The organism is Kitasatospora herbaricolor (assembly GCF_030813695.1).
Classification (GTDB): Bacteria; Actinomycetota; Actinomycetes; order Streptomycetales; family Streptomycetaceae; genus Kitasatospora; species Kitasatospora herbaricolor.
On record NZ_JAUSVA010000002.1, the window covers coordinates 1,428,466 to 1,441,881 of the forward strand.

At 69.9% G+C, this 13,416-nt stretch carries 11 protein-coding genes; 6 read left to right on the forward strand and 5 right to left on the reverse strand.

Annotation, left to right across the window (positions count from 1 at the left end; genetic code table 11):
- Positions 1-247 precede the first annotated feature (247 nt).
- The 5 genes from J2S46_RS06585 to J2S46_RS06605 all read right to left on the reverse strand — a co-directional run bounded on the left by J2S46_RS06585 (position 248) and on the right by J2S46_RS06605 (position 6,999).
- Positions 248-2,788, reverse strand: coding sequence for a glycoside hydrolase family 32 protein (locus J2S46_RS06585; protein ID WP_191294087.1), 2,541 nt, complete (start codon positions 2,786-2,788; stop codon positions 248-250).
- Between the two features lie 138 nt (positions 2,789-2,926).
- Positions 2,927-3,946, reverse strand: coding sequence for a LacI family DNA-binding transcriptional regulator (locus J2S46_RS06590; protein WP_191294086.1), 1,020 nt, complete (start codon positions 3,944-3,946; stop codon positions 2,927-2,929).
- Between the two features lie 70 nt (positions 3,947-4,016).
- Complete coding sequence (locus J2S46_RS06595; protein ID WP_370882170.1) at positions 4,017-4,853, reverse strand: ATP-binding cassette domain-containing protein; 837 nt, start codon at positions 4,851-4,853, stop codon at positions 4,017-4,019.
- Complete coding sequence (locus J2S46_RS06600) at positions 4,853-5,848, reverse strand: ABC transporter permease (protein WP_191294085.1); 996 nt, start codon at positions 5,846-5,848, stop codon at positions 4,853-4,855. Before J2S46_RS06600 ends, J2S46_RS06595 begins: the two co-directional genes overlap by 1 nt.
- Before the next feature lie 125 nt (positions 5,849-5,973).
- On the reverse strand, positions 5,974-6,999 hold the full coding sequence (locus J2S46_RS06605) for a sugar ABC transporter substrate-binding protein (protein WP_191294084.1): 1,026 nt from the start codon (positions 6,997-6,999) through the stop codon (positions 5,974-5,976).
- Between the two features lie 273 nt (positions 7,000-7,272).
- Here J2S46_RS06605 and J2S46_RS06610 point away from each other — a divergent pair, with 273 nt between their 5' ends.
- The 6 genes from J2S46_RS06610 (at position 7,273) to J2S46_RS06635 (ending at position 13,415) form a co-directional block, all read left to right on the forward strand.
- Entirely contained in the window at positions 7,273-8,238 is a 966-nt protein-coding gene (locus J2S46_RS06610) for a carbohydrate kinase family protein (RefSeq protein ID WP_191294083.1), read from the forward strand.
- Between the two features lie 260 nt (positions 8,239-8,498).
- Positions 8,499-8,819, forward strand: coding sequence for a putative quinol monooxygenase (locus tag J2S46_RS06615; RefSeq protein ID WP_191294082.1), 321 nt, complete (start codon positions 8,499-8,501; stop codon positions 8,817-8,819).
- Between the two features lie 554 nt (positions 8,820-9,373).
- Positions 9,374-9,796, forward strand: coding sequence for a recombinase family protein (locus J2S46_RS06620; protein WP_191294081.1), 423 nt, complete (start codon positions 9,374-9,376; stop codon positions 9,794-9,796).
- Between the two features lie 175 nt (positions 9,797-9,971).
- Positions 9,972-11,003, forward strand: coding sequence for a LacI family DNA-binding transcriptional regulator (locus tag J2S46_RS06625; RefSeq protein WP_191294080.1), 1,032 nt, complete (start codon positions 9,972-9,974; stop codon positions 11,001-11,003).
- Between the two features lie 94 nt (positions 11,004-11,097).
- On the forward strand, positions 11,098-12,402 hold the full coding sequence (locus J2S46_RS06630) for an ABC transporter substrate-binding protein (protein WP_191294079.1): 1,305 nt from the start codon (positions 11,098-11,100) through the stop codon (positions 12,400-12,402).
- 80 nt (positions 12,403-12,482) lie between these two features.
- Complete coding sequence (locus J2S46_RS06635; RefSeq protein WP_229913334.1) at positions 12,483-13,415, forward strand: carbohydrate ABC transporter permease; 933 nt, start codon at positions 12,483-12,485, stop codon at positions 13,413-13,415.
- The last annotated feature ends 1 nt before the right edge of the window (position 13,416 follow it).

Sequence of the window (13,416 nt, forward strand, 5' to 3'; positions counted from 1 at the left end):
TGATGTGGATCTTGCCGGGATGGGCGGGGTGCACGCGCGGGTGGGTCCTCGGGAGCGGGGTGGTGCTTTGCGGCAGGCCGCCGGGTGGGGGACGGCGCGGAATTCTCTGGGCGGAGGCCCGGGACGACCACGGCCGGGACCCGGGCTCCGGGACCGGACGGGACACACCCTGCGCACCCGTGCGACGACGGGGCCGGGTGGACCGTGCGGGGGCGGGCACCCTCGGGCCCGCCCCCGCACGGGGCTCTCAGTGGTTCCGGTAGGAACCGAGGTGCCAGAGCTTGAGGCTGTCGAGGCGGGCGGTACCGCCTTCGGCGAACACCTGGACGCCCTGGCTTCCGGAATCGGGGAAGATCTGGTCGGTGATCACGGCTTGCCCCTGACCGCCGAACACCTCTACGGAGGACGCGTCGACAACCACACGGACGTGCACCTTGCCGTTCTGGGGCTTGAGGGGTGCGGTCTGGACGCCGGGGAAGTTGGGATCGAAGTCGACGGCCCCGGACTTCGTGCGGTCGACGTACAGCTGCTGGTTGGTGGCGTCGTAGCCGATGACGGTCTCCTGGCCGGCACCGGTACGCACCTTGAGCCCGAACTTGCTGGCGTCGGCGAGCGAGAAGGTGGCGTCGATGTCCAGGGCCTGTCCGGCGCCACGTCGGGCCAGGTCGACGGTGCGGTTGCGGACGGCGACGTCGTGCAGGGCGACGGCCGGCCCTTCGCGCAGCGAGTTCAGGGACTGGACCGGCTGCTGCGTCAGTTGAAGCCGGCCGTCGACGGTGCGCAGCTGCAGTGTCCGGGGAAGGCTCTGCGCGCTGCGCCAAGGGGTGGTGGGGGTGTTGCCGGCGTACTGCCAGTCGCTCATCCAGCCGATCATGGTGCGCTCGCCGCGGGGCGCGTCGTTGTAGGTGACGGCGGCGTAGAAGTCCTTGCCGAAGTCGACCCAGTGGGCGCGCTGGAGAGTGGAGAGCGCGGGCTGGTCGGCGGCGGTGAACTGGTCGGCCATGATGTGGCCCCAGCCTGCGGTGTTCAGGTCGGTGACCTGGATGCGGGCCTGCTTGCCCTTGTAGGCGCGCAGGTCGAAGGAGGCCCAGTCCAGGGTTTCGCTGTCGGCGCCGGTGACGCTCTGCACGGTGTTGCCGTCGATGACCAGGTTCACCGTGGTCTCGTTCGACTGGGGCTTGGCCTGGGTGTCGGAGAGGACGATCTGGTCGACGTTGAGGTGGCCCCAGCCTCCGGTGTTCGCGTCGACGATCTTGATCTGTGCGGTCTTTCCCTGCAGGTCGGACAGGTCCCAGGAGGCCCAGTCGAGGTGCTCGTTGTTGCTGCCGGTGGCGCTGCGGACGGTCTTCCCGTCGACGATGAGTTCGATGGCGGTGGGGGCGTCGGAGTTGGCGGGGTGGGTGCCGCCGCCGAGCAGGAAGTCGAGGTACTTCTTGTCGATGGTGAACGTCGGCGAGGTGAGTTCGCCGGTGGTGGCGTCGCCCTGGAGGAAGCTGTTGGCCAGTCCGTGGCCGGTGTAGCCGGAGACCTCCATCTGGCCCGGGAGGGTGCCCTGCGCAGGTCCGGTGCCGAAGGCGGTGCCGGTGGCGCTCCAGGTTCCGTAGGTGTCGCCCTCGAAGTCGGCGAGGACGGTGCCGGTGGGGGTCGGCTGCGGGTCGGTGACGGCGTTCGGGTTGTGGGGGTGGTTGCCGCCGCCGACCTTGAAGTTGATGTAGTTGCTGGTCACGGTGAAGGCGGGGGACGTGGTGGTGCCCGTCGAGCTGTCCCCACCGTTGAAGCTGTTGGCGTAGCCGGTGCCCTCGATGCCGGTGATGGCCGACTGGCCCGGCAGGGAGCCGGTGGCCGGGGCGGTGCCGAAGGCCGTTCCGCTGGTGGTCCAGGTTCCGTAGTCGGGCTGTTCGAAGTCCTGCAGGACGGTGCCGGCGGGCGGGGTGTAGGAGCCGTTGTCGTCGGGGGTGAAGGTGGTGCCGTCGAAGTCGCCGACGAAGTACTGCGCGCCGGACCCGCCGGCGATGGCGCCGGGGTTGATGTTGACGACCATGACCCACTTGATGCGCTTGGGGTTCCCGTCGATGGCCATCGGGAAGAAGTCCGGGCACTCCCAGGCGCCGCCGGTGGCGCCGGCCGGGCCGAACTCGCTGAGGTGGTTCCAGGACTTGAGGTCCTTGGAGGAGTAGAACTCGACCTTGTGCTCGTCGGCCAGCGACACGGTCATGAGCCAGCTCTGCGTGGGTGCGTACCACTGGACCTTGGGGTCGCGGAAGGCGTGGGAGCCGATGTCGAGCACCGGGTTGCCGGTGTACTTGGTCCAGGTGCGGCCGCGGTCGGTGCTGTAGGCCAGCGACTGGGCCTGCTTCCCGTCCAGGTAGGCACTGGTGTAGACGGCGACCATGGCGGGGTCCTTGCGGGTGCCGAAGCCGGTGGTGTTGTCGACGTCGATCACGGCGCTGCCGGAGAAGACCATCTCGTTGTCGTCGTGCGGGATGGCCAGCGGCAGTTCCTTCCAGTGCACCAGGTCCGTGCTGACGGCGTGGCCCCAGGACATGTTGCCCCAGGAGTTGCCGTCGGGGTTGTACTGGTAGAAGAGGTGGTACTCGCCCTTGTAGTACACGAGCCCGTTGGGGTCGTTCATCCAGTTCTGCGCCGGGGTGTAGTGCACCTGGGGGCGGTACTGCTCCTGGAACGGCGCGGTGTCCGCCACTGCGGGGGATCCCGCGGTCAGACCGAGGCAGACGGCGGTGGCCAGGATGGCCAGCGAGGAACGGCGGGTACGTCGGGACACAGGCATGGAGAGCTCCTTCACAGAGCTTTGGGTGGGGGTGAGCGCGATCGCGGCTCTTCGGGGCATGGCTGCGCCGAGGCACGGCGACGGTACGGCGGTCGCGGTGACATGGCGGGCCGTGGGTGGGGCGGCGGTGCGGTACTGCTAGGCGGAGGGCGGCAGTTCGCCGGATCCGCGGGGGATGAGACGGGTGGGGACGGTGACGGTGCGGGCCCGGGTGCGGTCACCGTCGAGGCGGGCGAGGGCGATCTCGGCTGCGGCTGTGCCGATGGCGGCGGGGTCCTGGGCGACCGTGGTGATGGCGGGTTCCAGCACCTCCGCGAACGGCAGGTCGTCGAAGGAGACGAGGGCGATGTCGCGCCGGCCGGCACGGACCATGCCGCGCACGGTGCCCATGGCGGCGAAGTTGTTGGCCGCGAGGATCGCGGTCGGCGGGTGGGGACTGTGCAGCACTCGCAGGACGGCCTCGGCGGCCTCGGCCTCGGTGTGGCCGTCCAGTACGAGCGAGCGGTCGTAGGGCAGGTGGGCGGCTTCGAGTGCTTCGCGGTATCCGGCGAGGCGCTCGCGGCGGGTGTAGAGGGTCGCCGGCCGGTCGCCGATGAAGGCGATGCGCCGGTGACCGCCGGTGATGAGGTGGGCGGTGCCTTCGCGGGTGCCGTCCCGGTTGGAGCTGACCACACTGTCGGCGGTGAGGCCGGTTCCGGGGCGGTCGAGGAAGACCACCGGCATCCCGGCGGTCCGGGCTGCCCGCAGGTGGCCGTGGTCGGCCGCTGCTGCGGGCACCACCATCAGTGCGCTGACCCGGCGGCCGAGGAAGGTGGTGATCAGCGCCCGTTCCCGGTCGGGGTCGTCGGCGCTGGAGCCCATCAGCAGGGTCAGCCCGCGCTCGCGCACCGCGCTTTCGATCCCGCCGGCGACGGTCCCGAAGAATGGGTTGCCCATGTCGGGGATGATCAGGCCGACGGTGCTGTCCGGACCGCCGACGCGCATGTTGCGGGCCATGAGGTTGGGCTGGAAGCCCAGCTTCTCGACCGCCGCCATGACCTTTGCCCGGGTTGCCTCCGAGGTGGGCCCGTCGCCGTTCAGGACCCGGGAGACGGTCTTGGCGCTGACGCCGACCTCCTGGGCCACATCGTGCAGCGTCGTGCGACGGGGCGAGGCCATGTACCCACCGTTCGGCTTCGCCGGGCGCGGGCTCCGATGGTACGAGCGGGCCCGCGCCCGGGGTGTCTGGTCAGTTCGGACGGACTCCGGCGGCCTTGACCGCACCGGCATCCGCCACGACAGTACCGCCGTGCTCCTCGTCGACGGTGAGCGCGCCCGTCATGATGGCGACGACCTCGGACATGCTGTAGTCGGACGGCTTGATCAGGGCCTCGCGCCGGCCCATCCGGTGGACGTGGATACGGTCGGCGATCTCGAAGACGTGCGGCATGTTGTGGCTGATCAGGACGACCGGCAGGCCCTTGTCGCGGACCCGTCGGATCAGGTCGAGGACCTGGCCGGACTCCTTGACGCCGAGCGCCGCGGTGGGTTCGTCCATCACGACGACGCTGCGGGCCCAGGCGACCGAGCGGGCGACGGCGACGGCCTGGCGCTGACCGCCGGAGAGGGTCTCCACCGCCTGGGTGAGCGAGCGCAGGCCGATCTTGAGGTCGGCCATGTGCGCGGCGGCCTCCTCGCGCATCCGCTTCTTGTCGATCATGCGCAGGACGCTGCCCAGCGGGCCTGGCCGGCGCAGTTCGCGGCCGAGGAACATGTTGGAGGCGATGTCCATGGAGGCGGCGACCGCGAGGTCCTGGTAGACGGTCTCGATTCCGTGGGCCCGGGCGTCCTGCGGTCCGTTGAAGCGGATGACCTCGCCGTTCAGGCGGATCTCGCCCTCGTCGGGGGTGACGGCGCCGGTGAGGGCCTTGATGAGACTGGACTTGCCGGCGCCGTTGTCGCCGATGACGGCCAGGACCTCGCCGGGCAGCAGGTCGAAGTCGGCGCCGTCGATGGCGGTGACGTGGCCGTAGCGCTTGACCAGACCCCTGGCCTGGATCACGGGGGTGGGAGTGGGAGCGCTCATCAGCGGGTCCTCTTCCGGGAGATCTGGTCGACGGTGACGGCGAGGATGACCAGGACGCCGGTGATCAGCGTCTGGTAGATGGAGGCGACGCCCATCAGCTGGAGGCCGTTGCGGAACACCCCGACGATGAGAGCACCGACCAGGGAGCCGAGCACGCTGCCCCGGCCGCCGAAGAGGCTGGTACCGCCGAGGACCACCGCGGTAATGCTGTCGAGGTTGTCGGTCTGCCCCGCCTGCGGGTCGCCGACACCGGTGCGGGAGATCAGCAGGAGTGCGGCGAGGCCGTAGACGAGTCCGGCGAGTGCGTAGAGGCCGATGGTCAGGCGGCCGGTGCGGATGCCGTTGAGGCGGGCGGCCTCGGGGCTGTTGCCCAGCGCGTAGACGTGCCGGCCCCAGGATGTGCTGCTCAGCAGGTAGGCGAACACACCGAACAGTGCCAGGGCCACGAGCGAGCCGTAGGTGACGTCGGTGCCGCCGAGCGGGAAGGTGGTGCCGAGGAACGTCAGTGCGCCGGGCAGGTCGGTGACGGTCTGCTCGTTGGAGTAGATGTGGGTGAGCGCGAAGGCGACGTTCAGCATGCCGAGCGTCACGATGAACGGCGGCAGCGGGATCAGCTTCACCAGCAGACCGTTGAGCAGGCCGAAGCCGGAACACACCGCCAGGCCCAGCACGATCGCCACCAGCGGCGGAACCGTCCCTTGGGCGGCCGTCCTGGCGATCACGATCGACCCGAAAGCCATCACCGCGCCGCAGGACAGGTCGATGCCGGCCGTCAGGATGATCAGAGTCTGCCCCACGGCCAGCGCCCCGACCACCATCACCTGCTGGATGATCAGCGAGAAATTGCCGCCGGAGAGGAACTGGTCTGTCGTCAGGGAGAAGAAGGCGCAGGCCAGCACGAGTGCGGCGAGCGGGCCGGCCGTCGGGGCCGTCACGAGCCGGCGCAACGCTGTCGGCCCGGTGAGGTTCCCGTACGGGGCGGTGGATGTGGTCATGAGAGGTCCTTGCCGGTGAAGCGGATCGGGAGCGCCCGGCGGGCGGCGTCGCGATGGGTGGAAGCGGTCCGGACCGGGTCGGGGCAGGAGAGCCGGACCGGACCGCTGGTGAGGGGAGGGGCCGGTCAGCCCCAGCAGTTCGCCAGGCCGTAGGTGGTGTCGTGGGCGTTGATGCCGGCCTGCGGCTTGTCGGTGATCAGGTTGACGCCCGTGTCGGTGTAGCCGCTGGCCTTGGTTCCGGACTTGGCGTAGGAGACGATGGCGTTGAGGCCCTGGGAGGCCATCACCAGCGGGTACTGCTGGGAGGTCGCGGCGATCTTGCCGTCCTTGACGGCCTGGGTGCCGGTGCAGCCGCCGTCGACCGAGACGATCAGGACGTCCTTCTCGCGGCCCTTGGCCTTCAGCGCGGTGTAGGCGCCGAGCGCGGCGGGCTCGTTGATGGTGTAGACGACGTTGATGTCGGGGGACTTCTGCAGACAGTTCTCCATCGCGGTCTGGCCCTTGGCCTGGTCGCCGCCGGTGTCCTGGGAGCAGACCACCGACGGGTCGCCCTCCGCGATGCCGAAGCCCTGCAGGAACCCGTCGTGGCGCAGCTGGCCGACGGCGACGCCCGGTGCGAGGTCAAGGGTCGCGATCTTCGCGGTCTTGCCCGCCATGGCGGTCTTGGCGTACTGGCCGATCAGCACGCCCGCCTTCTTGTTGTCGGTGGCGAACAGCGCGTCGGTGCCGTCCTCGGGGTCGGTCGGGCTGTCGAGGGCGATGACCAGGACGCCCTTGTCCCGGGCCTTCTTGATGGCGGGCAGGATCGCCTTGGAGTCGCTGGGGGTGATCAGGATGCCCTTGACGCCGGCGGCCACCATGTTCTCGATCGCGGCGATCTGTCCGGCGTTGTCGCCGTCGAACTTGCCAGCGGCCGTGCTGAGGGTGGCGCCGCTCTCCTGGGCGGCCTTCTGGGCGCCTTCCTTCATCTTCACGAAGAACGGGTTGGTGTCGGTCTTGGTGATCAGGCCGACCTTGATCGATCCGCCGGCGGACCCGGCGTCGGTGGAGCCCTTCGAGCCGGAGCCGCACGCCGTGAGCGTGAGCGCCATGCCGCCGGCCAGGAGAGCCGCTGCGGATCTGATCAGGGTGGTGCGGGTGACGAGGGACATCTTGGCTCCTGGGGGGTGCTGCCCGGGGTGGTCAGGGCGTGATCGTCGCGGTATCGGGAATGTCATCGTTGACTTATGTCAGCGTTGACATCCGCTTGGGAGAGATGATGAAGTCTGCGAGACCCGGGTCACAAGCCCCACCGGCGTAACAACTGGGTAACGCAGCCGCAATCACCCCCGCTGACCAGCGACGCCAGGCTTGCAAGTCAGCAGCCCAGATCCGGGACCGTTCGGTCCCGGCCCCCAGACACCACTCCCCCGAAAGGCGCACCGATGGTCCAGCGCCCGATTGCCGTCCTCGGCGAGTGCGTCGCCGACGCTTTCGCCGACACTGCCCAGCCACGCCCAGGCGAGCTCGCTCTGCGTGTTCTGCCGGGCGGCGGGCCGGCCAACACCGCCGCGGCACTGGCCCGGCTCGCCACCCCCACCCGCTTCCTCGGCCGGATATCCTCCGACGCCTTCGGCGCGCTCTTCCGCGCCCACCTGGCATCGTCCGGCGTCGATCTCAGCAGCGTCGTCGCGGCTCGCGAACCCAGCACCATGGCCATCGCGACCCTCGACGAGCACGGCCAGGCCCAGTACTCCTTCCACGCCGAAGCCACCGCCGACTGGCAGTGGACCGATGCCGAACTCGCCGCGGTACTCCCCCGGGACGCCTCCTGCCTCCACACCGGCTCCCTCGCGCTGGTGCGCGCCCCCGGCGGCGAGCGCATCGAGGAACTCCTCACCGGCGCGCGCAGCAGGGCGACCGTCTCGATCGACCCCAACGTCCGCCCGCTGCTGGTCGACCCGGCCGTCTACCAGGCGCGCCTGGCGCGTTGGTGCGCACTCGCCGACATCCTGCGCCTCAGTTCCGACGACCTGGAGCTGTTGATGCCGGGCGTGACGCCCGAGCGAGCCTGTGACGCCTGGCACCTGGCCGGCGTCCGGCTGGTGGTGATCACCCTGGGCGGTCGCGGCGCGGTCGCGTCCCTCGACGGTGTCCGGGTGTTCGCTCCAGCACCGCGGGTCGAGGTGGTGGACACCATCGGGGCCGGCGACTCGTTCACCGCCGGCCTGCTCCACCGGTTGTCCCGGGCCGGCCGCCTGGGCGGACGACTTGACGACCTGACCGTCGACGAGGTCTCCGACGCCTGCGAGTACGCGGCCCGGGTCGCGGCCCTCACCTGCTCGGTCGCCGGTCCCAACCCGCCGTGGGCCCATCAGATGGAGTCCGCACCTGTGGCCACGTCCCGCTGACGGCGGCTTCCGGGGCCGCACGCCCGGACCTGCCCAGGGGAAGCCCCCGACCTCGCCGAACGGGTCGCAGCTTCTCGGCGTGACCCTCCACCCGAGCTGACCGTCCGGCAGCGTGCCAGACCACCACCCCGGTGAGCACAACTGCCGGGGCACGCCCGGCCCCGCCAGGCATCGCAAGCGGCTGGGGAGACCCCGTTCTCCGGCCACGACATTCTGCGCGGGCGCAGTTCCCGCCGACGCCCAGAGGAAGAGGAACCGGCATGAAGAAGACCCTGCTGGCCGAGTTCACGGTCAAGCCCGGATTCGAGGAGCGGGTCGCCGCCCTGGTGGCGGATTTCGCCAGGACGGTCCGGTCGGAGCCCGGCAACCTCGTCTTCGACGTGTACACCAAGGAATCGGATCCCCGCGCGTACTGGATCTTCGAGGTGTACCGGAGCGAGGCGGCCTTCGCGGAGCACATCACCGCTCCCCACGGGGGCCCGTTCAACACCGAGCTGGTGGGGATGATCGAGGAGGACGCGTCCGTCCTGACCTTCCTGGCCCCGCAGACCGGGACAGGCACCCACCACCTGGCTCGCTGACCCCTACCACCCTTGCCCCTGGAGCGAGCCGTCCTGCCTCGCCCCAGGAGGGTGCCAGCCGCGCGCGTCGCGAGGGCCCGCGCGAGGTGATCGCCCTTGCTGTCGCTGCCCCGGGACCGGCCGCAGGCCGCCCCGGGCAGCGGCATGCCCTTGTGCCGGCACGGCTCGTGGTCCCGCAACGACACCACGAAGAACGGTTCAGCGTGCGGCGCAGCGTCACCCTTCGGCCGTCCTTCGGCCGTCGGCCGGCGGCCGGCGCAGCTGCACGGCTCCTCGCCCCGTCTGGAAACGGGTTCGCAATGAGTCGTTGACACGCCCGTCCCCCGAGGGGCACCCTGTCAGCAGGGTGCCAAATCGATTTGGCAAGGATGCCCGGATGTCTGGCCGGGACCCGGTCGCTGCAGTCGCGACCCGGATGGCCGGAGCGTCGGACGACGCGGTCTCGCGGAGGCGATCTGGGCCCACCCGGTCTCTCCCCGGCACCAGAACTGCCGCGCCGACGGCCGCACACACGCGGGCGTGTTCCCTCCGGCGCACCGCAAGAAGGAGCAGTCATGCGAAGGACCACCCAGGCCCGCACCAGCGCCGTCTACCTGCGCTGCTATCCCCGCGACTACTGGGCCATGCAGGCCCTGCGCCGGGCGCTGGAGGAGCATGCGCTGCGACTGGGGCTGCTTCCTCCCGTCGCCTACGTCGACGACGGAATCTCCTCGCGGCATCCGGCCCCGCGCCGGGCGGACCTGGAAGCCGCCGTCGCGGCGGGAGCGATCAGCGTCGTCCTCATCCCGGGCCCCTGGGTCTTCGCACTCGACGACGCGGCGGCGCGTCGGGCCGTCGATGCACTCGTCAGCCTGGGCTGCGAGGTCGTCGAGCTGCCCGCCCACGGGACGCTGCGGCATGAGCGGATCGCGGGCGAGCCCGCGACCGCCCGGGCGCCTGCGACCGCGCCCGTTCTCCTCTCCCCGGTGGCGGCGTGAGCGGTGCCGACGTGGGCAAGGCCGGCGGCTCGGGCAGACTGGAGCGTCAGGCCTGTCCATCATCGGCCCCGTCCTCCCGCGACACAGGACACGAGCCCGTAACGGTCCCTTGACACAGGCGCCGGCTACGGCGATTGTCTTCGCAACAAGTTGCCCAAACGTTTTGGCAGGAATCATGAAGCGCGTTGGAATCAAGGATGTGGCGGCCGCGGCCGGGGTGTCCGCGACGACGGTCTCCCACATCCTCAACGCCGTCGAGGGCAAACGGATCAACCCCGAGACACGGCGCTCCGTCCTGCAAGCCGCGGAACAGCTGGGCTACCAGCCGAACAAGCTGGCCCGCGGACTGCGCCTGAGCCGGTCCTCCACGGTGGGGTTCCTGAGCGACGAGATCGCCACAACGCCGCACGCAGGGCAGATCATCCGTGGGGCCCAGGAGGCTGCCGCAGAGCGCGGACTGCTCCTGCTGATGCTGAACACCGGGGGCGACCGGGACCTTGAGCACAAGGAGATCGCCCTACTGCTCCAGCACCGGGTCGACGGCATCCTCTACGCGTCGATGTACCACCGGGTCGTCGAGGTGCCCGAGCCGCTGCGCTCGGTGCCCACGGTCCTGCTGGACGCCCGCTCGCACGACCCGGCGTTCTCATCGGTCGTACCCGACGAGGAGCAGGGTGGCCACACCGCCACCCGGGCGCTGCTGGCCCACGGCCACCGAAGGATCGGCTTCGTCACCAACTCCGACGACATCCCCGCCTCCCGGGGACGGCTCGCCGGGTACCGGGCCGCCCTCTCGGAAGCCGGCATCGACTTCGATGCCGGCCTGGTGGTCGCCGACATCTCCGACGCCCCGGGCGGCTACCGCGCCGCACGGACACTGCTCGCAGCGCCGAACCGGCCCACCGCGCTCTTCTGCTTCACCGACCGCATGGCCATGGGCGCCTACCGGGCCGCCGCGGAACTCGGGCTCGTCGTGCCCAGGGACCTGTCGGTGATCGGTTTCGACAACCAGGAACTCATCAGCGAGAACCTCTTCCCGGCGCTGACCACCGTGGCGCTGCCGCACTACGAGATGGGCGCCCGCGCCATCGCACAACTCCAAGCCGTGATCGACGCACCCGAACCTGCCGCCGGCCCGCGCAGCCAGGAAATGCTGCACTGCCCGCTGGTTACCAGGGACTCGGTCGCCCCACCGCCCCGGCTCTGACACCGGAGCGGTGAAGCACCACCAGAACAGCGACCGTCGACACCGGTCGCCCGGCAAGGCCCTCGCAGGCCTCGCCCCATGAGATGGAGAAACCATGAGATCGAACGCCAGGCGCCTCGCGGGGACAAGTGTAGCCATCCTCACCGCGGCGGCCGTGCTCGCCGGCTGCGCCTCGGGCAGCACCGGATCCGGGTCGGGGGCGGACGCCGACACCCTGACCCTGTGGACGCACAACGCCGGCAACGCAGACGAGTACAAGGTCGTCCAGAAGGTCGTCGACGACTTCAACGCCAGCCAGAGCAAGTACAAGGTCAAGATCCAGGCCTTCCCGCAGGGTTCGTACAACGACGCCGTGGTCGCCGCCGCAGCCGCCAAGAAACTGCCCTGCATCCTGGACGCGGACGGACCGAACGTGCCCAACTGGGCCTGGGGCGGCTACCTGGCCCCCCTGGACCTGAGCGGCAGCGAGACCGCGGTGGCCGACCAGCTGCCGAGCACCGTCGGCACCTACAACGACAAGCTCTACTCCTTCGGCCACTACGACGTCGCGCTCACGATGTTCGCCCGCAAGTCGGTGCTGCAGGAACACAACATCCGCATCCCCACCCTCGACAAGCCCTGGACCAAGGACGAGTTCGACGCAGCCCTCGCCACCCTCAAGGCCGGCGGCAAGTTCGAACAGCCCCTGGAGATGGGCACCGGCGGAAGCGGCGAGTGGTGGCCCTACGCCTACTCCCCCCAGCTGCAGAGCTTCGGCGGCGACCTCATCGACCGCTCCGACTACAAGAGCGCCAAGGACGCACTCGACGGCCCCGAGGCCGTCGCCTGGGCCACCTGGTTCCGCTCCCTGGTCACCAAGGGCTACATGGCCCAGAAGGGCGGAGCCAGCCCCAACGACGACTTCCTCAACGGCAAGTCCGCCATCGAGTGGGACGGCAGCTGGGACGCGGCGAAGAACGCCGCCAAGCTCGGCGACGACCTGGCGATCCTTCCCCCGGTCGATCTCGGCAAGGGGCCGAAGATCGGCGGCGCCTCCTGGCAGTGGGGCATGAGCAACACCTGCAGCAACAAGGCGGGCGCCCAGGAATACCTCAAGTTCTCCCGCAAGACCCAGTACTTCGTGGACTTCGCCAAGGCCACCGGCACCATCCCGGCCACGGCCGGCGCCGCCGCACAGATACCCGGCTACCAGCCCGGCGGCCCCTACGAGATCTTCTCCCAGTCGGCCCGGAAGTTCGCCGTGGTGCGCCCCGTCACGCCCGCGTACCCGTTCATCTCCTCCGTCTACGAGAAGACCGCCAAGGACATCCTGGCCGGCGCCGACCCGCAGAAGACCCTCTCCCAGGCCGCGGACCAGATCGACTCGAACCTGAAGACCAACAACTACTACGCCGGCTGACAGCCCCGCCCAGCACTCCTCCGGTGGAGGCGCGCCCAAAACCCGCCTCCACCGGAGCCCCCTTCCCGTCCGGAGCTCCCGTGACCACTACCCACCTCCAACGCGCCCGCACCCGGCACCCGCGCAACCCGCAGGCCGCGGTCCGCCGCCGCGAGCGCCTGACCGCTGCCGGCATGGTCAGCCCCGCAGTACTGCTGCTCCTGGTCTTCTTCGTCATCCCGGTCGTCCTGGCCTTCGCCCTGGCCTTCACCAACGCCCGGCTGATCTCCCCGACCCCCGCCCACTTCGTGGGCCTGCAGAACTTCAAGCTGCTCTTCCAGGACCCGGTCTTCTTCCGCTCCCTGCTCAACACCTTCATCTTCGCCGCCGTGGTCGTCCCCCTCCAGGCCGGCCTCGCACTGGCACTGGCCCTGCTCGTCAACACCAAGGTCGGCGGCACCAACTTCTTCCGCACCGTCTACTTCATCCCGGTCGTCACCTCCATGGTGGTGGTGTCCATCGTCTGGACGTTCCTCTACCAGAAGACCGGGCTGATCAATCACCTCATCAACACACTCACCTTCGGTCACGTCCACGGACCCGACTGGCTGAACGACCCCTCGACGGCGCTTCCCGCGATCATCTTCATGTCCGTCTGGCAGGGCGTCGGCTTCCACATGGTCATCTGGCTCTCCGGGCTGCAGACCATCCCGGCCGACCTGCACGAGGCGGCGGCGATCGACGGGGCCGACCGCTGGGCACAGTTCCGGTACGTGACCTGGCCCGGCCTGCGGGCAACCCGCACGTTCGTCCTGATCACCATCACCATCGACGCGCTGCGCCTGTTCACCCAGGTCAACGTCATGACCCAGGGCGGCCCCCTGGACTCCACCACCACCGTGGTCTACCAGGCGGTGCACGCCGGCTACCAGCAGCAGCAGACCGCCTACGCCTCCGCGATCTCCCTGGTGTTCTTCGTGATTGTGCTGGCCGTCTCCCTCATCCAGCGCTTCCTCACCCGGGAGAAGGACTGAC